The sequence below is a fragment of the Streptomyces qaidamensis genome (genome assembly GCF_001611795.1).
Classification (GTDB): domain Bacteria; phylum Actinomycetota; class Actinomycetes; order Streptomycetales; family Streptomycetaceae; genus Streptomyces; species Streptomyces qaidamensis.
In genome coordinates this window covers 7892686-7915471 of sequence record NZ_CP015098.1, presented here as the reverse complement: position 1 = coordinate 7915471, position 22786 = coordinate 7892686, and the positions used below count along the sequence as shown (strand labels likewise).

General features: G+C 71.8%; 17 protein-coding genes. 8 read left to right on the top strand and 9 right to left on the bottom strand.

Translation table 11 applies throughout. The features are described from left to right. Positions 1-26 precede the first annotated feature (26 nt). Positions 27-986, bottom strand: coding sequence for a GlxA family transcriptional regulator (locus A4E84_RS34680; RefSeq protein WP_062930335.1), 960 nt, complete (start codon positions 984-986; stop codon positions 27-29). Positions 987-1100: 114 nt separating this feature from the next. Between A4E84_RS34680 and A4E84_RS34675 the strand changes: the two genes are divergently transcribed. The 4 genes from A4E84_RS34675 to A4E84_RS34665 all read left to right on the top strand — a co-directional run bounded on the left by A4E84_RS34675 (position 1101) and on the right by A4E84_RS34665 (position 5356). Beyond that, on the top strand, positions 1101-1976 hold the full coding sequence (locus A4E84_RS34675) for an SCO6745 family protein (RefSeq protein ID WP_062930334.1): 876 nt from the start codon (positions 1101-1103) through the stop codon (positions 1974-1976). A 66-nt stretch (positions 1977-2042) separates the two neighbouring features. Further along, positions 2043-2174 (top strand): LPFR motif small protein, encoded by a 132-nt coding sequence (locus A4E84_RS45150; RefSeq protein ID WP_252100478.1) that lies wholly within the window; start codon positions 2043-2045, stop codon positions 2172-2174. A gap of 99 nt (positions 2175-2273) precedes the next feature. After that, on the top strand, positions 2274-4673 hold the full coding sequence (locus A4E84_RS34670) for a Tex family protein (RefSeq protein WP_062930333.1): 2400 nt from the start codon (positions 2274-2276) through the stop codon (positions 4671-4673). A 134-nt stretch (positions 4674-4807) separates the two neighbouring features. Next, positions 4808-5356: a putative glycolipid-binding domain-containing protein gene (locus A4E84_RS34665; RefSeq protein WP_062930332.1), complete on the top strand. Its 549-nt coding sequence runs from the start codon at positions 4808-4810 to the stop codon at positions 5354-5356. Here A4E84_RS34665 and A4E84_RS34660 read toward each other — a convergent pair. Further along, a complete protein-coding gene (locus A4E84_RS34660; RefSeq protein WP_062930331.1) occupies positions 5353-6993 on the bottom strand; it encodes an ABC-F family ATP-binding cassette domain-containing protein in 1641 nt (546 codons plus the stop codon). The two genes, A4E84_RS34665 and A4E84_RS34660, sit on opposite strands and share 4 nt — an antisense overlap. 76 nt (positions 6994-7069) lie before the next feature. After that, complete coding sequence (locus A4E84_RS34655; RefSeq protein ID WP_062930330.1) at positions 7070-8092, bottom strand: hypothetical protein; 1023 nt, start codon at positions 8090-8092, stop codon at positions 7070-7072. Positions 8093-8158: 66 nt separating this feature from the next. Here A4E84_RS34655 and A4E84_RS34650 point away from each other — a divergent pair, with 66 nt between their 5' ends. Beyond that, complete coding sequence (locus tag A4E84_RS34650; RefSeq protein WP_062930329.1) at positions 8159-9109, top strand: NAD(P)/FAD-dependent oxidoreductase; 951 nt, start codon at positions 8159-8161, stop codon at positions 9107-9109. 73 nt (positions 9110-9182) lie between these two features. Here A4E84_RS34650 and A4E84_RS34645 read toward each other — a convergent pair whose 3' ends face one another. The 3 genes from A4E84_RS34645 to A4E84_RS34635 form a co-directional block, all read right to left on the bottom strand. After that, positions 9183-10907 (bottom strand): BCCT family transporter, encoded by a 1725-nt coding sequence (locus A4E84_RS34645; RefSeq protein WP_062930328.1) that lies wholly within the window; start codon positions 10905-10907, stop codon positions 9183-9185. A gap of 84 nt (positions 10908-10991) precedes the next feature. Then, on the bottom strand, positions 10992-12266 hold the full coding sequence (locus A4E84_RS34640) for a M14 family metallopeptidase (RefSeq protein WP_062930327.1): 1275 nt from the start codon (positions 12264-12266) through the stop codon (positions 10992-10994). Next, a complete protein-coding gene (locus A4E84_RS34635; protein ID WP_062930326.1) occupies positions 12263-14236 on the bottom strand; it encodes a Xaa-Pro dipeptidyl-peptidase in 1974 nt (657 codons plus the stop codon). Before A4E84_RS34635 ends, A4E84_RS34640 begins: the two co-directional genes overlap by 4 nt. 303 nt (positions 14237-14539) lie before the next feature. Here A4E84_RS34635 and A4E84_RS34630 point away from each other — a divergent pair, with 303 nt between their 5' ends. Next, the gene (locus A4E84_RS34630; RefSeq protein WP_062930325.1) at positions 14540-16102 is read left to right on the top strand and encodes a M1 family metallopeptidase; all 1563 of its coding nucleotides are present in this window, start codon (positions 14540-14542) and stop codon (positions 16100-16102) included. A 643-nt stretch (positions 16103-16745) separates the two neighbouring features. Then, the gene (locus A4E84_RS34625) at positions 16746-17633 is read left to right on the top strand and encodes an arginase family protein (protein WP_062930324.1); all 888 of its coding nucleotides are present in this window, start codon (positions 16746-16748) and stop codon (positions 17631-17633) included. A 22-nt stretch (positions 17634-17655) separates the two neighbouring features. Here A4E84_RS34625 and A4E84_RS34620 read toward each other — a convergent pair whose 3' ends face one another. Together A4E84_RS34620 and A4E84_RS34615 are read right to left on the bottom strand one after the other, a co-directional pair. Further along, the gene (locus tag A4E84_RS34620; RefSeq protein WP_062930323.1) at positions 17656-18135 is read right to left on the bottom strand and encodes a macro domain-containing protein; all 480 of its coding nucleotides are present in this window, start codon (positions 18133-18135) and stop codon (positions 17656-17658) included. Between the two features lie 42 nt (positions 18136-18177). Next, complete coding sequence (locus A4E84_RS34615) at positions 18178-19644, bottom strand: amino acid permease (RefSeq protein WP_062930322.1); 1467 nt, start codon at positions 19642-19644, stop codon at positions 18178-18180. A 217-nt stretch (positions 19645-19861) separates the two neighbouring features. Here A4E84_RS34615 and A4E84_RS34610 point away from each other — a divergent pair, with 217 nt between their 5' ends. Continuing rightward, positions 19862-20587, top strand: a complete 726-nt coding sequence (locus A4E84_RS34610; protein WP_062930321.1) for a MerR family transcriptional regulator — start codon at positions 19862-19864, stop codon at positions 20585-20587. On the opposite strand, the gene A4E84_RS34605 is transcribed toward A4E84_RS34610, so the two are convergent. Then, a complete protein-coding gene (locus A4E84_RS34605) occupies positions 20573-22759 on the bottom strand; it encodes a 3-hydroxyacyl-CoA dehydrogenase NAD-binding domain-containing protein (RefSeq protein ID WP_062930320.1) in 2187 nt (728 codons plus the stop codon). The genes A4E84_RS34610 and A4E84_RS34605 overlap by 15 nt on opposite strands. Positions 22760-22786: the final 27 nt, after the last annotated feature.

Sequence of the window (22786 nt, the reverse complement as noted above, 5' to 3'; positions counted from 1 at the left end):
CCTTCGGTCGGCTGATGTCGATGGGTTCAGGCTGTGGTGGCGGGGCGGAAGCGGCGGCGGTACTCGGCCGGGGGCGTTCCCAGGGTCCTGACGAAGGCCCGCCGCATGGCCTCGGGCGTGCCGTAGCCGCTGGTGCGGGCGATCTCCTCGACGCCGCGGGCGGTGTCCTCCAGGAGGCGCCTGGCGTGTTCGAGGCGGACACGGTCCACGTAGCGGCCCGGTGTCATGCCGGTCTCGGCGCGGAAGGCGCGGGCGAAGTGGCGGGGCGAGAGGCGGGCGCGGGCGGCGAGGGTGTCGACGCAGAGGTCCGCGTCCGGGTGGTCGGTGATCCACCGCTGGACGTCCCGCAGGGGCTCGCGCTGTGCGGTCTGGGCCGCGAGCTGGGCGCTGAACTGGGCTTGGTTGCCGGGCCTGCGCAGGAACACCACCAGGTGGCGGGCGATGGTGAGGGCGGCGTCCCGGCCCAGGTCCTCCTCGACCAGGGCGAGCGCGAGGTCGATGCCGGCGGTGACACCGGCCGAGGTGGCGATGTGCCCGTCGCGCACGAAGACCGGGTCGGGGTCGATCTCGACGGCCGGGTGCTCGCGGGCCAGCCGGTCGCAGTACGCCCAGTGGGTCGTGGCGCGGCGGCCGTCCAGCAGGCCCGCCGCGGCCAGCACGGCCGCGCCGGTGCACACGGAGACCAGGCGCCCGGCGCGCGGTCCCCGCTCGCGCACCCAGGTCACCAGACGCGGGTCGGGCCGCAGGCTGCCCGTTCCGCCGGGGACGAGGAGGATGTCCGGGTCCGGTGCGGTGGCCAGGGACTCGTCGGGGACGAGGGTCAGGCCGCTGGTGGTCCGCACGGGCGCGCCGTCCAGGGACGCCGTGCGGATCCGGTACGCGCCCGGGGAGAGCAGCTCCGCGCCCGCGAACACCTCCACGGGCCCGGTGACGTCGAGACTCTGCAGGCCGTCGAAGAGGACGGCGAGAACCGTGCGCTGGACCATGCCGTCGATTCTTCGCGGGTGCGGAGTATGGCGGCAAGGACGAGTACCCCACCTTTCCTGCCAGGAGGCGACGGGCCGTAGAGGACATACCAAGCGGTTGGTAACCTGCCGGGCATGACGACTGCCGCCCTGGAGCCGCGCGCCGGCCGACGCTGCCACAACGTGCTCAACTCCCTGCACGCGACCCACTACTTCTCGCCCGACCTCGGGCGGGAGCTGGGCGCCGTCGGGGTCACCGACCCGCGTGCCGTGAACCTCGCCGTGCGGTCCGCCGCCCTCGGACCGGTCGGGGCCGGGGCCGTCACGGCGGCCTTCTACAACTACAAGTACGAGCTCGTGGCCCGGCACGTGCCGGCGGTGTGGGAGACGGCCGCACCCGCGCAGGTCCTGGCGGCACGCGCGCGTGCGGTCGACGCGACGCTGCGCCGCCTGCTCGGCGAGGAGGCCCTGGCATCGGCGGAGATGGCCGAGGCCGCGCGGCTCGCGCTGCGCGCCGCCGAGGCCTGCTCGCGCGCGGCGCGCCCGCTGTACGCCGCGCACGCCGATCTGCCCGTCCCCGAGGAGCCGCACCTCGCCTACTGGCACGCGGCGACCCTGCTGCGCGAGCACCGGGGCGACGGGCACCTGGCCGCCCTGATGTCCGCGGGTCTGGACGGGCTGGAGGCGCTGGTCACCCACACGGCGACAGGCAAGGGCATGAAACCGAAGTGGGTGTGCGCCACCCGGGGCTGGAGCCGGGAGGAGTGGGACGCGGCGGCGGAACGGCTGCGCGGGCGTGGGCTGCTGGAGGCGTCCGGCGACCTCACCGGGCGGGGTGTCGCCCTGCGCCGGGAGATCGAGGAGGAGACGGACCGTCTGGACCGTGCCCCGTACGAGCATCTGGGCCCCGATGGGGTGGCACGGCTGACCGAGCTGGGCGGGGTGTTCGCGCAGGCTGCGCTGATGGCCGGGGCGTTCCCCGCAGACCTGATCGGAAAGGGTGACGCATAGTGACGCGTCGATGAGGTACCCGCTCTCCACCGGCCGGCGCGGCCGGGAGTGAGAAAGGGGATTTCCGTGTTCCGTGCTATCGCAGACGTGCTGCGCCAGATCGGCGGGGCCATCGCCACCGTCGTGACGCTGCCCTTCCGGGCACTCGCCCGGCTCTTCGGTGGGGCCTCGTCGTCCACCCGCAGCCGCAGGGCCTGACCGGGATCCCGACCTGCCGGGTGCCGCCCTGATCCCCGAGTGTCCGTGTCACCTGCCACAATTGCCGCGCAACCTCAGCGGAGAAGGCGGTACGGGATCGTGACGACACCCGGGTCCATCGGGTCCATCAACGCAGTGACCATCGAAGGCAGGATCGCCGAGGAGCTCGGCGTACGGGAGCGGCAGGTCAGGGCCGCCGTGGAACTGCTCGACGGCGGTTCTACGGTGCCCTTCATCGCCCGCTACCGCAAGGAAGCGACCGAGCTGCTCGACGACGCGCAGCTGCGCACCGTCGAGGAGCGGCTGCGCTATCTGCGGGAGCTGGAGGAGCGGCGGACGGCCATCCTGGAGTCGGTGCGCGAGCAGGGCAAGCTCACCGAGGAGCTTCAGGCGAGCATCCGGGGCGCCGAGACGAAGGCGCGCCTGGAGGACATCTATCTGCCGTACAAGCCCAAGCGGCGCACCAAGGCGCAGATCGCCCGCGAGGCCGGTCTCGAACCGCTGGCGGACGGCCTGCTGGGCGACCCGGGTGTCGAGCCCCTCGCCGCGGCCGCCGCGTTCGTCGACGCCGACAAGGGCGTGGCCGATCCGCAGGCCGCCCTCGACGGCGCCCGGGCGATCCTCACCGAGCGGTTCTCGGAGGACGCCGACCTGATCGGTGAGCTGCGCGAGCGCATGTGGGTGCGCGGGCGGCTGGCCGCCAAGGTGCGGGAGGGCAAGGAAGAGGCGGGCGCGAAGTTCGCCGACTACTTCGACTTCGCCGAGCCCTTCACCGAGCTCCCCTCGCACCGCGTCCTCGCGATGCTGCGCGGGGAGAAGGAGGAGGTCCTCGACCTCGTCCTGGAACCCGAGGAGCAGACGGACGGGCCCTCCTCGTACGAGGGGATCGTCGCCCACAAGTTCGACATCGCCGACCGGGGCCGCCCCGGCGACAAGTGGCTGAAGGACACGGTCCGCTGGGCGTGGCGCACCCGCATCCTCGTCCACCTCGGCATCGACATGAGGCTGCGGCTGCGCACGGCCGCCGAGGACGAGGCGGTGCGGGTCTTCGCGGCGAACCTGCGCGACCTGCTGCTCGCCGCCCCGGCGGGCACGCGCGCGACGCTGGGCCTGGACCCCGGCTTCCGTACGGGTGTGAAGGTCGCCGTCGTCGACGCGACCGGCAAGGTCGTCGCCACGGACGTCATCCACCCGCACGTCCCGGCCAACCGCTGGGACGAGGCCATCGCCAAGCTGGCCCGGCTCGCGAAGGAGCACGCGGTCGAGCTGGTCGCCATCGGCAACGGCACGGCGTCCCGTGAGACCGACAAGCTCGCCGGGGAACTGATCGCCAAGCACCCGGAACTGAAGCTGACCAAGGTGATGGTGTCCGAGGCCGGCGCGTCCGTGTATTCGGCGTCCGCCTTCGCCTCGCAGGAGCTGCCCGACATGGACGTGTCGCTGCGCGGCGCCGTGTCGATCGCCCGCCGGCTCCAGGACCCGCTGGCCGAGCTGGTGAAGATCGACCCGAAGTCCATCGGCGTCGGCCAGTACCAGCACGACCTGTCCGAGGTGAAGCTGTCGCGTTCGCTGGACGCGGTGGTCGAGGACTGTGTGAACGGCGTGGGCGTGGACGTCAACACGGCGTCGGCCCCGCTGCTCGCCCGGGTCTCCGGCATCACCTCCGGCCTCGCCGAGAACATCGTGGCGCACCGCGACCAGAACGGGCCGTTCAAGGCCCGCGGTGAGCTGAAGAAGGTGGCGCGGCTCGGCCCGAAGGCGTACGAGCAGTGCGCGGGCTTCCTGCGGATCCGCGGCGGTGACGACCCGCTGGACGCGTCGAGCGTGCACCCCGAGGCGTACCCGGTGGTGAGGCGCATGGTGAAGACCACCGGGCAGGAGGTCGCCTCGCTCGTGGGCAACACCGGGGTGCTGCGCTCGCTGAAGCCGCATGACTTCGTGGACGAGACGTTCGGTCTGCCGACGGTCACCGACATCCTGAAGGAGCTGGAGAAGCCCGGCCGCGACCCGCGCCCGGCCTTCAAGACGGCCGCCTTCAAGGAGGGCGTGGAGAAGATCTCCGACCTGTCGTCCGGGATGATCCTGGAGGGCGTCGTGACGAACGTCGCCGCGTTCGGGGCGTTCGTGGACATCGGTGTGCACCAGGACGGCCTGGTGCACGTCTCCGCGATGTCGAAGACGTTCGTGAAGGACCCACGGGACGTCGTGAAGCCCGGGGACATCGTCAAGGTGAAGGTGCTCGACGTCGACATTCCGCGCAAGCGGATCTCGCTGACGCTGCGGCTGGAGGACGAGGCGGCTGCCTCGCAGGGCCAGGGCGGGGGCTCCGGTGAGCGCCGGCAGCGGGGTGGGCGTCCGCCGCAGCAGCGGCAGGGTGGGCGTGGTGGTGGCCGTGGCGGTGGTGGCGGTTCGCGTCAGGCGCCGCCGCCCGCCAACAGCGCGATGGCCGACGCGCTGCGCCGCGCGGGGCTGGCGGATCCCAAGGGCGGCAAGCGCTGACTGTTCCGTCGGGGAGGCCGTGGGGAGCTGCGGGCCCGTTGTGGCTGGTCGCGCCCCGCGGCGGAGCCGCCGATCGACACAGCCCCGCGCCCCTGTGAGAGGAGCTTCGCTTCTTCCAGACCTAGGGTGAGGGCATGTCTGCCATCACCTGGGAAGTGTTCGCAAGCAGGGGGTTCGAGACCGCCTGGCCCGAACTCGGGGAAGGTGTGCTCCGGGCGCGGGGGCGGGCCGTCGGGTTCGCACCCGCGCCCTACTGGGTCACCTACGAACTCGACACCGCCGACCGCTTCGTGACCCGTCGGCTACGGGTCACGACCGAGTCCGCGGTCGAGGTCCGCACGCTCGATCTGCTCCACGACGGCGAGGGCGGCTGGAACGCGAACGGTGAGCCTCTCCCGGACGTCGACGGAGCTCTCGACTGCGACCTCGGGCTGTGCCCGCTCACGAACACCATGCCGGTGCTGCGGCACGGGCTCCACCGGACGCACGGCGAGCGGGAGTTCCTGATGGCCTGGGTCTCGGTGCCGGACCTGGCGGTGCGGCCGTCGCGGCAGACGTACACGCATCTCGGGCCCGGGCGGGTCCGCTTCGCCTCCGGCGACTTCCGGAGCGACCTGGAGTTCGACGAGAAGGGGTTCGTCGTCGACTATCCGTCCCTGGCCACGCGCCTGACGGCCCGTTAGCGCTCGGTCACCTTGCCGTCCGCCACCTCCAGGCGGCGGGTGACGTGCACGGCGTCCAGCATGCGGCGGTCGTGGGTGACCAGCAGGAGGGTGCCCTCGTAGGCGTCGAGCGCGGACTCCAGTTGCTCGATGGCGGGCAGGTCGAGGTGGTTGGTCGGCTCGTCGAGGACCAGGAGGTTGACGCCCCGGCCCTGGAGCAGCGCCAGGGCGGCCCGGGTGCGCTCGCCCGGAGAGAGGCTCGCCGCGGGGCGCAGGACGTGGTCCGACTTGAGGCCGAACTTGGCCAGGAGGGTGCGGATCTCGACCGGTTCGGTGTCCGGTACGGCCGTACGGAAGGCGTCGAGCAGGGACTCCTCGCCGTGGAACAGCTTGCGGGCCTGGTCGACCTCGCCGAGCAGGACACCCGAGCCGAGCGCGGCGTGCCCGGCGTCCAGCGGGACGCGGCCGAGCAGGGCGGCGAGCAGCGTGGACTTGCCGGCGCCGTTCGCGCCCGTCACCGCCACCCGGTCCGCCCAGTCGATCTGCAGGCTCACGGGGCCGAGGACGAAGCCGCCGCGGCGCACCTCGGCGTCCCGCAGCGTCGCGACGACGGCGCCCGAGCGCGGGGCCGACGCGATCTCCATGCGCAGGTCCCACTCCTTGCGGGGCTCTTCGACCACATCGAGGCGCTCGATCATGCGCTGGGTCTGGCGGGCCTTCGCGGCCTGCTTCTCGCTGGCCTCGCTGCGGAACTTGCGGCCGATCTTGTCGTTGTCGTTGTTCGCCTTGCGGCGCGCGTTCTTCACGCCCTTGTCCATCCAGGAGCGCTGCATCTGCGCGCGGTCCTGGAGGGCGCTCTTCTTGTCGGCGTACTCCTCGAACTCGTCGCGGGCGTGCCGGCGGGCGACCTCCCGCTCCTCCAGGTAGGCCTCGTAGCCACCTCCGAAGAGGTTGATCTGCCGCTGGGCGAGGTCGAGTTCGAGCACCTTGGTGACGGTGCGGGTGAGGAACTCACGGTCGTGGCTGACGACGACGGTACCGGCGCGCAGGCCGCTCACGAAGCGTTCCAGGCGCTCCAGGCCGTCCAGGTCGAGGTCGTTGGTCGGCTCGTCGAGGAGGAAGACGTCGTAGCGGGACAGCAGCAGGGAGGCGAGACCCGCGCGGGCCGCCTGGCCTCCGGACAGCGACGTCATCGGCTGGTCCAGGCCGACGGCGAGACCGAGGGTGTCGGCGACCTCCTCGGCCCGTTCGTCGAGGTCGGCGCCGCCGAGGCCGAGCCAGCGCTCCAGGCTGGTGGCGTAGGCGTCGTCGGCACCGGGCGCCCCGTCGACCAGGGCCTGGGTCGCCTCGTCCATGGTGCGCTGGGCCTCGGCGACGCCCGTGCGGCGGGCCAGGAACGCCCGGACCGTCTCGCCGGGCCGGCGGTCCGGCTCCTGCGGGAGGTGGCCGACGGTGGCGGCCGGCGGGGACAGGCGCAGTTCGCCCTGCTCGGGTGCGGTGAGCCCCGCGAGCATCCTGAGCAGGGTGGACTTGCCCGCGCCGTTGGCTCCGACCAGCCCGATCACGTCGCCGGGCGCGACGACGAGGTCGAGGCCGGTGAACAGGGAGCGGTCGCCGTGGCCGGCGGTGAGGTTCTTGGCGACGAGGGTGGCAGTCATCAGAGCGCCGATCCTAACGGTCGGGCCGCTCAGGGGTCCTTTCACCAGGCCCGTCCGATCCTGACGGCCGGACCCCTCAGTGGTTCACGGCCGCCACCAGGACGCTCCCGGCGGTACGGGCCACGACGAACGACCGGCCCCGGACCGCTTTGGCGTCGAGGGCGACGCGGTGGCGGCCCGGTTCGAGGACGCCGTCGAAGATCTCGTGGGTGTGGGTGCGGGAAAGCCGGTCGATGCGGTAGGCGGTGAGGGTGACGCGGCAGGCGGAGGTGACCTCGACGTCCGCGCCGCCGTCGGCGGCGGTCAGGCCGGTGAGGCGGCGCCGGCCTGCCGGGCTGCGGTCCAGCGCGTGTTCGATCTGGGCGACGAGGAGCGGGACGATCGGGGCGAGGCCGTCGACGTGGGCGACCGTGACCCCGGCCCGCTCGAAGGCGCGGCGGACGGCGGCACGTTCCTGCTCGCCGGCCGCGTGGCCGAAGGCGACGGCGCCGTAGCCGCGGAGTTCGTCCGGGGGCACGCCATCGGCGTCATGTGCGATGTCCGCGCCGACACCGATGGTGCGCAATGCCGCCGCGAGCTTGGCGAGGACGGCGACGCGGGCGCCGATCAGCAGCACGCGGCGCGGGGGGCCGGGGGCGGAGCCGTTCAGCAGGGCGCCCAGTGCCGTGCGGTATTCCGCGCCGCGGAACCGGAACGGGCCGATGCCGCGGTAGCCGTTGAGCTCCAGATCGGCGTGTTCGTCGGTCTGCCAGGCGAAGTCCCGCCAGATGAAGTCCTCGCCGTCGCCCTGGATGACCGCGGTGACGGCTCCGCAGGCCAGGTCCTCGCACTCCGGACAGCCGTAGACGACGTAACGGCCGCCGGGCAGCGGGGCCTCGCTCTCCAGAAGCAGGCTGCGGACCTGGGCGGTGAAGATGGCGGGAGGGACGTCGGAGGCGAGTGGAGAGACCGCGTCGAGGTCGGAGAGCTGGAACAGCAGCGGGCGTCCGTCGACGATGAAGTCCACGAAATCCCGGTGGACCTGGTAACCACCGTCGTTGAGGACTCCCCCGGCCCGCATCGCGGGAGCCAGGCCGAAGGTCGCATACTCGGCACACATGCTGTGAGTATCCCCACACTGCGCGTGATGTGAGCACGGCATGACACATTCCGCTACGGTCCGGGCATGGTGAACGATGCGAGGGGCGAGATCGTGGTGGTCGGGGGCGGGGGGGTCGGGCTGTCGACGGCCCTGGCTCTCGCCGAGGGCGGGCGGCGGGTGCGGGTGTGGACGCGGGACCCCGTCGAGGCGACCACCTCAGCCGTTGCGGGTGCGCTGTGGTGGCCGTACCGGATCGAGCCGGTCGCGACGGCGCGGAGGTGGGCGCTGCGGTCGCTGGAGGTGTACGAGGAGCTGGCCGCACGGGACGAACCGGCCGGCGTACGCATGGTCGAAGGGGTACTGGGCGAGACCGGTCTCGACGAGGCCGACGCGTGGCTGGCGGGCCGGGTGCCGGGGCTGCGGGCGGCCACGGCCGGCGAGTACGAGGGCACGGGCCTCTGGGCACGGCTGCCCCTGATCGACATGCCGACCCACCTGCGGTGGCTGCGGGAGCGGTTCGTCGCGGCAGGGGGTGTGGTCGAGGCGCATGCGGTGTCCGGGTTCGCGGAGGTGGACGCGGACGCCGTGGTCAACTGCACGGGCCTCGCCGCGCGGGAGCTCGTGCCGGACCCCTCCGTGCGACCCGTGCGGGGCCAGCTGGTCGTCGTGGAGAATCCCGGGATCGACAACTGGCTGGTCACCACCGACGCGGCCGGGGAGCACGCGTACCTGTTCCCGCAGCCGGGCGGGCTCGTCCTCGGCGGTACCTCCGAGGAGGACGTGTGGTCGCTGGAGCCCGACCCCGCGACGGCCGAGGCGATCGTCCGCCGCTGCGCGGCGCTCAGGCCGGAGATCGCCGGGGCCCGCGTGCTGGAGCACCGGGTCGGTCTGCGGCCCACCCGGCCGGCGGTCCGGCTGGAGCGCGACGCCCTGCCGGACGGGCGGCTCCTGGTGCACAACTACGGCCACGGCGGCGCGGGCGTCACCGTGGCCTGGGGGTGTGCGCAGGAGGCGGCGCGGCTGGTGTCCGGCTGAGGACACGCGGCGCCGTCCGCAGCGCAAGGGCGGCCCGGGTCGGATGAACCCGGGCCGCCCTTCGCCGGGCGGATCAGTGCTTGCCGATCGGGTCGCCCTCCACGTCCGGGCCGCGGCCCGGGCCGACGCGGAACTCGAAGTCGCCGTCGTATTTCTTGTGGCCTGCCATGACGGCCATTTCGACGGCTTCGGAGCCCATCTGCTCACGCACGATCACCGGGTCGCGGCGAAGGTCGCGCATCAGGGCGATACACATGAAGATCATCACGATGACGAACGGGGCCGCCGCGAGGATCGTGAGGTTCTGCAGACCGGTCAGGGCGTCGCCCTGCCCGCTGCCGACGAGCAGCATGATCGCGGCCACGGCACCGGTGACCACGCCCCAGAACACCACCACGAAGCGGCCGGGTTCGAGGGCGCCCTTCTGCGACAGGGTGCCCATGACGATCGAGGCCGCGTCGGCGCCGGAGACGAAGAAGATGCCGACGAGGATCATCACGAGCAGGCTCGTGACCGTGGCGATGGGGAACTGCTGGAGGACGCCGAAGAGCTGGCCCTCCGGGGTCGCCTCCTTGGCGAGCCGCCCGTCCTCCTGCATCTTCATCGCAGAGCCACCGAAGATCGCGAACCAGACCAGGCTGACCGTGCTGGGCACGAGGATGACACCGCCGACGAACTGGCGGATCGTGCGGCCGCGGCTGATGCGGGCGATGAACATGCCGACGAACGGCGTCCAGGAGATCCACCACGCCCAGTAGAAGACCGTCCAGCTGCTCAGCCAGTCGGCGACGCCCTCGCCGCCGCTCGCCTCGGTCCGGCCGGCCAGCTGGGGCAGATCGCCGAGATAGGCGAAGACGGAGGTGGGCAGCAGGTCGAGGACGATGATGGTCGGGCCCGCCACGAACACGAACAGGGCGAGCACCAGCGCCAGCACCATGTTGGTGTTGGACAGCCACTGGATGCCCTTCTCCACACCGGAGATCGCGGACGCGACGAAGGCCAGGGTCAGCACCGCGATGATCGTGACGAGCAGCCCGGTGCTCACCTCGTCCATCCACTTCAGCTCCTGCACACCGGAGCCGATCTGGAGCGCGCCGAGCCCCAGGGAGGCGGCGGAGCCGAAGACGGTCGCGATGATCGCGAGGATGTCGATGGCCCGGCCGATGCCGCCGTTGGCGTTCTTCTTGCCGATCAGCGGGGTGAAGACGGCGCTGATGGTCTGCCGGCGCCGCCTGCGGAAGGTGCTGTAGGCGATGGCGAGGCCCACCACGGCGTAGATCGCCCAGGGGTGGAGCGTCCAGTGGAACAGGGTGGTGGCCATGGCCGTCTCCATGCGATCGCCGGAGTCGGCCGGGTTGGATCCCGGCGGGGGCGTGCCGTAGTGCGACAGCGGCTCGCTCACGCCGTAGAACATCAGGCCGATGCCCATGCCCGCGCTGAACATCATCGCGACCCAGGACACCGTGCGGAACTCGGGTTCCTCGCCCTCCGCGCCGAGGTGAATACGGCCGTAGCGGCTGATCGCGAGCCAGAGGGCGAAGACCACGAAGCCGGAGGCGGCGAGCATGAACGCCCAGCCGCCGTTGTGCATCAGGCCGCTGAGCATGCTGGTGGAGACGTCTTCGAGCGAGTCGGTCGCCGCGGCGCCCCAGGCCACGAAGGCGAGGGTGAGCACCGCCGTGACGCCGAAGACGATGCGGTCGGTCTGCGGCCGGTCCCGACCGGGCAGGCCCGCTTCCGACCCCGGCAGCGCGACTCCGTCCGGGGAGCCCTTGTCGCTTGGTCGTTCTTGCGTCACAGGCGGCACCTTTCATCTGGGAAAGCAGGGGAGGACCAGGTCCTCCGTAACGCTGCTACCACGTATGGCGGAATTTCACCCCTCTCAGCATGCGGTTTCGGGTGAACCTCCGGTCAGGTGGTACTCGGCCCGGTCGTCGAGCAGCAGCGGTACGAGCGCCCGCAGGGGTTGGCGCAGGGGGACGAGCACGCCTGCGCTGTCCTTGCGCACGCGCACGCCGTGCAGGGCGAGTTCGTCGCCGACCTCGGCGTACTGGGCGGCGGTGAGCCGGTAACCGCAGGGTGGATTCTGGATGATTTCGGCCGGTTCGGGCGGATCGTTGTCGGCGCCGCCGACGTAGACCGGCCCGGTGGCGGAGTAGCCGGCGAGCCGGGCCCCGGTCGTCGCCGCCTCGATCCTGCCGCGGCGCTGGTCGGCGTATCCGAACAGGCCCTTGAGGGCATCGAGCTGGGAGGTGACCCGGCGCCGGTTGTTCAGGGCCTCGTCCGCCTTCTCCGCCTCCGTGAGCGGGTCCACGCGGCTCTCGATGAGCAGCCCGACGGAGTGCTTCACACCGGACATGTTGCGCAGAATGCGCTCCTGTCCGTCGCCGGCGACCTGTTTGACCGGCTCACCGGTCTCCGGGTCGGTCCAGATGCCATAGGTGCCGGTCGAGTGTCCGGCCCGCCGGGCGGCGGGCCGGACGTACGCCTCGGACAGGGTCCCGGCCTCGTCGTGGACCGCCTCGTGGGTGTTGAGGTTGCGCGGCCACAGGTCGAAGAGGTCCTTGTCGTAGTACGGCGGGGTGGCGCCGTACTCGTGCAGGTCGTAGACGACGTCGGGACGCTGGTCGCGGATGAGGGCGGCCAGGGCGCGGCCCTCGGCGGTCTTCAGGGCGAGGTGGTCGCGGTTGATGTCGACGCCGTCGCCGTTGCCGCGGGTGTCAGCGGCCCGGCCGTCCGGGTTGGCGGTGGGCACGACCAGGACCGTGGTGCGGTCGAGGAAGCGCCGGGTGCGGCTGTCCCGGGCGTACGCGAGGTCGCGGACGGTGGTCAGGCAGGCCTCGCGGCCGGAGGGCTCGTCGCCGTGCTGGCTGCACACGAGCAGCACCTTGCTGGGGCTCGGGCGGGTGCCGATACGCACCAGCCGGAGCGGACGGTCCTGCTTCGTCGTGCCGAAGCGGGTCAGGGAGACGCGGCCACTGGAGCGGTCGACCGCCCTGAGGAAGTCCTGCTCCTCGGACTGGGTGGTCCAGCGGGCGCCGTTGGACTGCTCGAAGCCGGTGCGGGGCGGGGAGTCGGTGACCGCCTGGGCCGGTGCGGCGACCAGGGAGGCCGTGAGGGCGGCGGTGGTCAGGACGAGGGCGCCGAGGCGGGTCACCGGTTTCCCCCCGGGACGCTGTGCGCGGTGCGCGGCTCCCGTACGCCGTCCAGGATCGTGGCGTCGGGGGTGGCGGACGCGGTCCCCGCGGTGGCGCGGGCGAAGGCGGTGGTTCCGCCGACGAACGGGACGCGCGCCGAGGTGCGGGACAGATCGAGCGTGAGCTTCGGCCGGTCAGTGGGAGGGTCGATGAGGTCCTTGTCCGTGCCCGCGACGATCAGCGCCAGGCGGTGGCCCTTCGGTACGACGTGGTCGGTGGCCGCCAGGTCGAGGGTGATCGTGTACCGCTTGCCCGGGGTGAGCGGGGAGCCCTTGTGGTCGGAGGCGTGGTTGCCGAGGTCGGCCCAGCCGCGGCTGACGACGGTGTAGTCGACGTCGGCGGTCTTCGCCTTCGTCTCCTTGAAGCAGGGGCTGTCGCCGGTGGTGTTCGCGCCCCAGCAGGTGCGGTCGGTGAGGGTGGTGATGCCTTCGCCGGCGTCGGCGTAGTCACGGATGGTGGCGGGGCCGATGTCCACGAGGACGGCGGAGAGGTGGGCCGTCGGCGTGGAGGGCGTCACGGTGACGGTGACCTCTGAGGAGCCGGACAGGCGCAGGCCGCGGGTGAGCGGTCCGGTGACGAAGCCGGCCTTCTCCGGTGTCGGCTGGTCGATCCGGGCGGCCCAGTCGGTCTCGCTCAGCTTCGGGTCGTCGGTGAAGCTCTCGGTGCCGTCGCCGCGCCGCAGGCCGAGGGTGCCGACACCGGCCTGGGGGCCCCGGTCGGGGCGCAAGGTGGCGGCCCGGGTGCCGCTCGGCGGCCAGACCCGGGAGGTGTCCCACCGGTCGGGCGCGCGTTCGATGTCGGCCATGGGCTCGCGGTCGATGCCGTTGTCGAGGCCCATGAGTTCGTGGTCGAACCAGCGGTGCAGCGTCTCGACCCAGGCGCCGCGCCGGAAGTCGAAGGGGTCGACGTGGCCGGTCTGGGACAGCCAGATCTTGCGCTTGACGCCGTTCTTCGCCAAGGCGTCCCACCACGGACCGACGTGCTTCATGCGGACGTTGAGGTCCTGCATGCCGTGGACGAGGAAGACGCTGGCCTTGACCTTGCGCGCGGCCTTCACGTAGTCGCGCTCGGTCCACAGCGGCGTCCAGTCGCCGGTGCGCGGGGCGCCATCGGTGAGCTTCTGCTGGACGGCACCGCACTTGGCGCGGGCGTCGGGGCTGTTGACGTAGTCCGACAGCCACGCGGGGCCGGAGTCGTAGAGGGGGGCGCCCTGCTGGAAGTAGTAGTCGTACCAGGAGGAGATGGCGCTGATGGGGACGATGGTCTTCAGGCCCTTGACGCCGGTGGCGGCCACACCGTTGGCGATGGTGCCGTCCCAGCTCTTGCCGATCATGCCGGTGCGGCCGTTGGTCCAGCCGGCCTGGGCGCGGGTGGCGCCCGTGCGGCTCGTGTAGGCCTTGGCGCGGCCGTTCAGCCAGTCGACGACGGCCTTGGCGGACTGGACGTCGGAGCGGCCGCCGACGTCTACGCAGCCGTCGGAGCGATTGGTTCCGGCCAGGTCGACGCCGACGAAGGCGTAGCCGCGCGGGACGAAGTAGTTGTCGTAGTACAGCGGCATCTGCGCGACACGGCCCTGCGCGTCGTACGTCTTCTTCTGGCTCTCGTTGCCGCGCCCGCAGCAGGAGTAGTACGGGCTGGCGTCCATGATGACGGGGATCTTGCGGCCCTGCCGGGCGGCTTCGCGGGGGCGGACGATGTCGACGGCGACCCGGTCGGTCTTTCCGTCGCGGTCTCCGTCGAGCCCGGTGTCCACCCAGACGGCCTCGCGGATGGCGTTCTTGTAGGAGTAGACGGGTTCGCTGCCGCTCGGGGCGGCCGGTGCGGCCGGTGCGGCCTGTACGGCCGCCGGGGTGATCAGGGTGGCCAAGAGGGCGGCCGTGGCCGCCGTCGCGAGCGGTCTCCAGGTCGTGAAGCGCGTGCGTTTCGGCATGCGCCGGACGGTACATCGGTGAACTGCCGTGCAGAAGAGGGCAGCTGACGGACCGGCGTGTCCGGAGCGGGCCTTCGGGGCGGGTGTCCCATGCCGGCTGTCTCACGTCGGCTGTCTCACGTCGGCTGTCTCATGTCGGCTGTCTCATGTCGGCCGAATGGCGATCGTGTGACAGCAGGGGCCATGGACATGATCAGAGGCACAGGGAGTCAATAGGCTCCGGACAGATCCCGGACAGATCCCGGACCTCGACCCTGGACAGATCCCCGACAGACCTCGGGACTCTACGACTTGGAGCCTTGCGTGCACCGCAGAATCATCGCGCCGGGAGCCCTGGCAGCGACCGTTCTCCTGCTGGCGATCCCGGCATCGGCCGCGCCCCACTCCCCCGGCGCGCCGGGCATCGGCGACCCGTACTACCCGGACTACGGCAACGGCGGCTACGACGTCTCCCACTACGACCTCCGGCTGAAGTACCAGCCGGCCACGGACGAACTGGAGGGCACGGCGACCCTCGTCGCCCGCGCCACGCAGGACCTGTCGAGCTTCAATCTGGACTTCCTGCTGGACGTCGGCGAGGTGCGCGTCAACGGGGTGAAGGCCTCGTTCCGGACCTCGGGCGAGCAGGAGCTGGAGATCACGCCGAGGACCCCGTTGACCGAAGGCGCGCCCGTCACGGTCGTCGTGCGCTACCGCGGGGTGCCGTCGTCGAAGCAGGCCCACGGTTTCACGAGCTGGCACCGCACCCCGGACGGGGGCGTCGCGGCGAACGAGCCCGAAGCTGCCGCTTGGTGGTTCCCGAGCAACGACCATCCGCTCGACAAGGCGACCTACGACGTGTCCGTGCTCGTCCCGGACGGCACCCAGGCCATCTCCAACGGCACGCTGCAGTCGACGAGTTCACGGCTCGGCTGGACCCGCTGGAACTGGCGGTCCGACCAGCCGCAGGCCACGTACCTCGCCACGCTCGCGGTCGGGAAGTTCGACATCACCACCGGCACCACCGAGGGTGGTATCCCGGTTCTCAACGCCTACAGCAAGGCTCTCGGCGCCCACGCCGGGGCGGCACGGGCGAGCCTCGAACGGACCGGGGAGGTCGCGGACTGGCTCGCCGGGTACTTCGGGCCGTACCCGTACAACGCGCTCGGCGGGTACGTGCCGAACACGAACACCGGGTACGCCCTGGAGACCCAGACCCGGCCGTTCTACAGCCCTCGGCAGTTCGCGAACGGGTCGAACGTGTCCGTCGTCGTCCATGAGCTGGCCCACCAGTGGTACGGCGACGAGGTGTCGCTCAAGCGCTGGAAGGACATCTGGATCAACGAGGGGTTCGCGCGGTACGCGCAGTGGCTGTGGTCCGAACACGAGGGCGAGGGCACGGCGCAGGAACTCGCCGACTACGTGTACGCCTCCCATCCGGCCGACGACCCGTTCTGGACGGTGAAGCCGGGGGACCCCGGCCCCGAGAACCAGTTCGACATCGCCGTCTACGACCGCGGCGCGCTGGCCGTCCAGGCACTGCGCAACAAGATCGGCGACGAGGCGTTCTTCGAGGTCCTCAAGGGCTGGCCGACGAAGTACGCCCACGGCAACGCATCGGTGGCGGACTTCCAGCGGTACGCGGAGGAGGTGTCGGGCAAGCCGCTGGCCGCGCTGTTCGACACGTGGCTGTTCCAGCCGTCGAAGCCGGGGGCGCCGGCGGCTCGGGCCGCGGCGGTGGCCGAGGGGGCGGAGGGAGTGAAGGGCGTGTCCCAGCCCAGGTCGTGGAAGCGGATCGCTGCGACGAACGGGGTGCACGGGCACGGGGTGCACGGGCACGGGGAACGCGGACACGGGGAGCCCGGACACGGGGCCGGGCGCCGCTGAGGGCTTTTGGCTTCGCCGAGGGTTGGCATACGTGGGGTGACGGTGGCCGGGGCGAGTCGGGTCCGGGCGGACGCGTCCGCTCAGGGTCGGGCACCGGGAATCCGCCGAGGTTGGGCAGGCCGGAGCCACCAGGACCGGACGGGCGGGTCCGCTCAGGGCCGGGCACCAGGAATCCGCCGAGGTTGGGCAGGCCGGACCCACCAGGACCGGACGGGCGCGTCCGCTCAGGGCCGGGCACCAGGAATCCGCCGAGGTTGGGCAGGCCGGACCCACCAGGACCGGACGAGCGCGTCCGCTCAGGGCCGGGCAGGGTGTTGCGGGCGAGGTGGACCGCCCTGCCCCGGGTGGCCCGCACCCAGCCCGCTCCCGCAAGCCGGGCGCCGCACCGCTGCCTCCCGGTCCCGCTCGGCTGCAAGTAGTCGCCTCGTTGGCTACCCGTCCGAGCGGGCCACACAGCGGCGGACAGTCCGGCGCTGGGGCGGCACGGGTGGGCGCGGCGTGGCGCCCCCCCCTGCGCCGGATGGTGCAACGCCCCCGCCGGCCCCCGGACAACGCGCTTCCCCTTGCCCCGCGGTCTACGGTTGAGCCCACGCACCGGGCGCCTCCGCCCGGCGGCTATGCCGGGCTGAACGAGGAGCCGGACGTGCGGAACGTGGCGATCGTCGAGGCACCGTCCGTGCTCGGGCTGCGCCCCACCGGTGTCGAGGAGCTGCCCGCGGCGCTCCTGGGGGCCGGGCTGGCCGAGGGGCTGGGGGCGGTGCGCGCGGGCCGGGTCGAGCCGCCGCCGTACGAGCCGGAGCGGGACCCGGCGACGGGGCTCCTCAACCCGGGCGGCATCGCCGCGTACTCCGGTGCGCTGGCCGACGCGGTGGGCGGCGTCCTCGACCGGGGCCGGTTCCCCGTCGTGCTGGGCGGTGACTGCAGCGTGCTGCTCGGCATCCTGCTCGCGCTGCGCCGCCGCGACCGGCACGGTCTGCTCTTCCTGGACGGGCACAGCGACTTCTACCAGCCGTCGGCGGAGCCGGCCGGTGAGGTGGCCTCCATGGAGCTCGCCCTGGCCACCGGGCGCGGCCCGCGCGTGCTGGCCGACCTGGAGGGCCGGGGCCCGCTCGTGCGGGACGAGGACGTCGTCGCCCTGGGGTTCCGGGACGCGGAGGAGTCCGCGTCGTACGGGATGCAGCCGCTGCCGTCCGCGCTGCACTCGATGGGGCTGGACACCGTGCGCGCCCTGGGGGCGGCCGAGGCGGCCCGGCGCGCGGTCGGGCTGCTGACCGGCGGCGGCGCGGACGCCGGGTACTGGGTCCATCTCGACGTCGACGTGCTGGACGACGCGGTCATGCCCGCCGTCGACTACCGGCAGCCGGACGGGCTGACCTGGCAGGAGCTGGAGACCGTCCTGCGCACGGCCCTGACCGGCGGCGGTGCCGTCGGCCTCACCGTCGCGATCTTCAACCCCCGCCTGGACTCCGAGGGCACCATCGCACAGCGCCTCGCCGGCTGCCTGGTGCGGGCCTTCGACAGCCAGGGCTGAGCCGGCGGGACGGGCCGCGGCCTCACTCCCCGTGGTCGTACACCGTCACCCGTATGCCCCGTCGCACCAGCCGCTCCTCGACCAGCGGCTCGACACGGGTCCACCGGCCGCCGGCCAGGCCGCAGCCGATGCGGGGCATGTGCACCGAGCCACCCAGTTCACCGGCCTTCCCGGCCAGGGTCTCCAGCGCCGTGTCGATCGCCTCGTAGCGGACGGGGACGCCCTTGCTGCCGGTTCTGGTGCCACGCTGGCCGATCATGTTGGCGACCCACACGTACCGTTCGACCTGGACGAACTGCACCGCGCCCAAGGCGAAGTCGTTCGCCGCGCGGTCCCGGTGCCAGGCCCGGTACGCAGCCTCCGGCTCGGGCCAGCGGCGCGATATCGCCAGGACGAACCCCTTGCCCCAGCCCCCGATGTCGTTGCAGACATGGGCGATGATCTTGACGCCCTTCACCGACGGAACGGTGGCGTCACCCCGCACATACGTGATCCCCGACATGACGCCACCGTAGGCGCAGCCTCTGACAATGGCTCCGGCCTGCTACTTCGTCAGCTGCGACAGTTCCTGGTCCGCCGTCCGGGACACCCGGCGGCGGATGCCGAACCAGCCCGCGACCAGCATGGCCGCGATCAGCGGGATGAGCAGGAGGGTCTTGCGGCCGACCTCGGGGTCGTTCCACATCATGCCGAGGCAGGCCAGCAGGAAGACGATCGTGGTGATTTCCGTGACCGGGGTGAAGGGGAGACGGAAGGAGGGGCGAGTGACCAGGCCCGCCTTGGCGCGGCGGACGAAGACCAGGTGACAGACCATGATGATCACCCAGGTGCTGATGATGCCGAGGGAGGCGACGTTCAGCACGATCTCGAAGGCCTGGGCCGGCACCAGGAAGTTCAGGCCGACGCCGAGCACGCACACCGCGCAGGTCAGCAGGATGCCGCCGTAGGGGACCTGGCTGCGGTTCATGCGTGCGGTGAACTTCGGGGCGGAGCCCGCCATCGCCATGGAGCGCAGGATGCGACCCGTGGAGTACAGGCCGGAGTTGAGGGAGGACATGGCGGCCGTGAGGACCACCAGGTTCATCACGTCGCCCGCGGCCGGGACGCCGATCTTCGACAGCACCGTGACGAAGGGGCTCTGGTCGGCGGAGTAGACCGAACCCGGCAGCAGCAGGGCCAGCAGGACGACCGAGCCGACGTAGAAGAGACCCACCCGCCACATGATCGAGTTCACTGCGCGCGGGACGACCTTCTCCGGCTCGGCGGTCTCGCCCGCGGCGACACCGACCAGCTCCAGCGCGGCGTAGGCGAAGATCACGCCCTGCATGACGAGGACGACGGGCATCATGCCGTACGGGAAGACGCCGCCGTTGTCGGTGATGACGCCCAGGCCCGGGGTCTGGCCGCCCACCTCGTGCTGCGTGGCGAGCAGGAAGATGCCGATGAACATGAAGCCGACGAGCGTGGCGACCTTGATGATCGCGAACCAGAACTCCATCTCGCCGAAGATCTTCACCGAGATCAGGTTCACCGCCAGGACGACCGCGAGGGCGACCAGCGCGAGCACCCACTGCGGGATGTCGGTGAACAGGCTCCAGTAATGCGTGTAGAGCGCGATCGCGGTGATGTCGGCGATGCCGGTGGTCGACCAGTTGAGGAAGTACATCCAGCCGGCGACGTACGCGCCCTTCTCGCCGAGGAACTCGCGCGCGTACGACACGAAGGAGCCCGAGGACGGGCGGTAGAGCACGAGCTCACCGAGGGCCCGGACCACGAAGAAGGCGAAGATGCCGCAGACCAGGTAGGCGATCGCCAACGCCGGGCCGGCGCTGTGGAGGCGGCCGCCCGCGCCCAGGAAGAGCCCGGTGCCGATCGCGCCTCCGATGGCGATCATGTTGACGTGACGGGCCTTGAGGTCCTTGCTGTAGCCGGCGTCACCCGCATCCGCGGGCACCTGCGCCGCGTCACTGGGGGATGCGGCTGCTGCCGTGTTCACGGCGTCCTTGCTCACGGTGGATCCACTCTCTGGTGCGCCCGAGCGGGTCGCGCTCGGCTTCCTGACGTACGTAAGGTCTGCGCCCTCGGTAAAGGCACAGACCAAGGGGCCACCTTCCCCACGCCGCGCGGCTCACGCGGTGGCCTACGTCACAGAGCGCTACTTCTCACACACCGGTCACCTGGGTCGCCGGAGGTTTCACAGCACTGGTGAGACAGCGATACTGCTGCACATGACGACGACCGACACCGAGGAGCCGACCCTCACGATCGACGAGCTGGCCGCCCGGGCCGGGATCACGGTGCGCACGGTCCGCTTCTACGGCACGAAGGGGTTGCTGCCCCCGCCGGTGCTCGGTCCGCGGCGCGTGGGCCACTACGGGCGCGAGCATCTGGCCCGGCTGGCGCTGATCGAGGAGTTGCAGCAGCAGGGCATGACGCTGGCCGGCATCGAGCGCTACCTGCGGCAGCTGCCGCCGGATCTGAGCGCGCACGACCTCGCCATCCACCGGGCCGTCGTGGCCTCCTGGGCGCCGGAGAGCGTCGAGACGGTCACCCGGGCGGAGCTGGAGCGGCGGGCCGGAGGGCCGCTGGGCGAGGAGGACGTCGAGCGGCTCGTCGCGATGGGCGTGGTCCGGCCCGCGGACGGCGGGTACGAGGCCGACCTCGGTCTGCTCCGGCTGGGCGCCGGGCTGCTGGACGTGCCGCTCTCGCAGGAGGCGATCTTCGCGGCGCGCAAGGTGCTCGTCGAGCACGCGCGCGCCGCGGCCCGGGAGCTGTCCCAGCTCTTCCGCGGTGAGGTGGCGGAGCGTGACGCCCGGGACGTGCGGTCCCTGTCGGCGCACATGCACCCGCTGGTGGTGCAGGCGCTCCTCACCGCGTTTCAGCGGTCGCTGAAGGAAGAGCTGGGCGAGTGGCTCACCGGGCCGTCGCAGTCCGGCGGGTCAGACGCGGGCTGAGTCGCTGAACCGCTCCCCCTTCTCCGCCTTCTCCACCAGCAGCGCGGGCGGGGCGAAGCGCTCCCCGTAGTGCTCGGCGAGTTCCCGCGCGCGTGCCACGAAGCCGGGCAGGCCACCCTCGTAGCCGTTGATGTACTGCAGCACGCCGCCGGTCCAACCCGGGAAGCCGATGCCGAAGATCGAGCCGATGTTGGCGTCGGCGACGGAGGTCAGCACGCCCTCCTCCAGCAGCCGGACGGTGTCCAGCGCCTCGGAGAACAGCATGCGTTCCTGCATGTCCCGGAACGGGATCCGGTGGCCGGGCTTGGTGTAGTGCTCGCGCAGTCCGGGCCAGAGGCCGGTGCGCTTGCCGTCGTCGCCGTAGTCGTAGAAACCGGCGCCGCCGCTGCGGCCGGTGCGGCCGAACTCGTCGACCATGCGGTCGATGACGGCCTCGGCCGGGTGGGCCGTCCAGGTGCCGCCCGCCTCCTCGACCGCCCGCTTCGACTCGGCGCGGATCTTACGGGGCAGGGTGAGCGTCAGCTCGTCCATCAGGGACAGCACCTTGGCCGGGTAGCCGGCCTGGGCCGCGGCCTGCTCGACCGAGGCGGGCTCGATGCCCTCGCCGACCATGGCGACGCCCTCGTTGATGAAGTGGCCGATGACGCGGGAGGTGAAGAAGCCGCGCGAGTCGTTGACGACGATCGGCGTCTTGTTGATCTGCCGCACCAGGTCGAAGGCGCGGGCCAGGGCCCCCTCGCCGGTGCGCTCGCCCTTGATGATCTCGACCAGCGGCATCTTGTCGACGGGCGAGAAGAAGTGCAGGCCGATGAAGTCGCCCTGGCGCTCGACGCCTTCGGCGAGGGCGGTGATGGGCAGCGTGGAGGTGTTGGAGCAGAGCAGCGCGTCGGGCTCCACGACGTGCTGGATCTCCTGGAACACCTTGTGCTTGAGGGAGGTGTCCTCGAAGACGGCCTCGATGACGGCGTCGCAGCCGGCCAGGTCCTGGACCTCGGCGGTGGCGGTGATGCGGGCGAGCAGCGCGTCGGCCTTCTCCTGGGTCGTGCGACCCTTGGCGACGGCCTTGGCGCACAGCTTCTCGGAGTAGCCCTTGCCCTTGAGGGCCGCCTCCAGGGACACGTCCTTCAGGACGACGTCGATGCCGGCGCGGGCGCAGGAGTAGGCGATGCCCGCGCCCATCATGCCGGCGCCGAGGACGGCGACCTTGCGGACCTGGCGCCGTTCGACGCCCTTGGGGCGGTTCGCGCCGGAGTTGACCGCCTGGAGGTCGAAGAAGAACGCCTGGATCATGTTCTTCGACGTCTGCCCGGCCGCCAGGTCCACGAAGTAGCGGGCCTCGATGACCTGCGCGGTCTCGAAGTCGACCTGGGAGCCCTCGACGGCGGCGGCGAGGATGTTGCGCGGCGCCGGGTAGGGGGCGCCGCCCGTCTGCTTGCGCAGGCTGGCCGGGAAGGCGGGCAGGTTCGCGGCGAACTTGGGGTGGGCGGGCGTGCCCCCCGGGATGCGATAGCCGGGCTTGTCCCAGGGCTGCTGGGACTCGGGGTGGGCGTCGACGAAGGCGCGGGCCTTGGCGAGCATGTCCTCCGGGCTGTCGGCCACCTCGTCGACGAGGCCGTTCTCCAGGGCGCGGCGGGGGTTGTACTGGGTGCCCTGGAGGAGGACCTTCAGCAGGGCGTCCGCGATGCCGAGCATGCGGACGGTGCGGACGACGCCGCCACCGCCGGGGAGCAGGCCGAGGGTGACCTCGGGACAGCCGATCTTGGAGCCGGGGGCGTCGAGGGCGACGCGGTGGTGGCAGGCCAGGGCGATCTCGTAACCGCCGCCGAGGGCCGCGCCGTTGAGGGCGGCGACGACCGGCTTGCCGAGGGTTTCGATGCGGCGCAGGTTCCGCTTGATCGCCATGCCGCCGTCGAACAGCTCCTGGGCCGTCTCGGGCGTGACGCGGATGAGGTCGCGCAGGTCACCGCCGGCGAAGAAGGTCTTCTTCGCGGAGGTGATGATGACGCCCCGGATGGAGTCCTTCTCGGCCTCCAGGCGGTCGGTGACGGCGGCCAGCGAGTCGCGGAACGCCTGGTTCATGGTGTTCGCGGACTGGTTCGGGTCGTCGATGACGAGGGTGACGAGGCCGGTGCGGTCCTGTTCCCAGCGGATGGTGGTGGACTCAGTGCTCATGTGGAGGTGCTCCGTGTGATCCGTCGG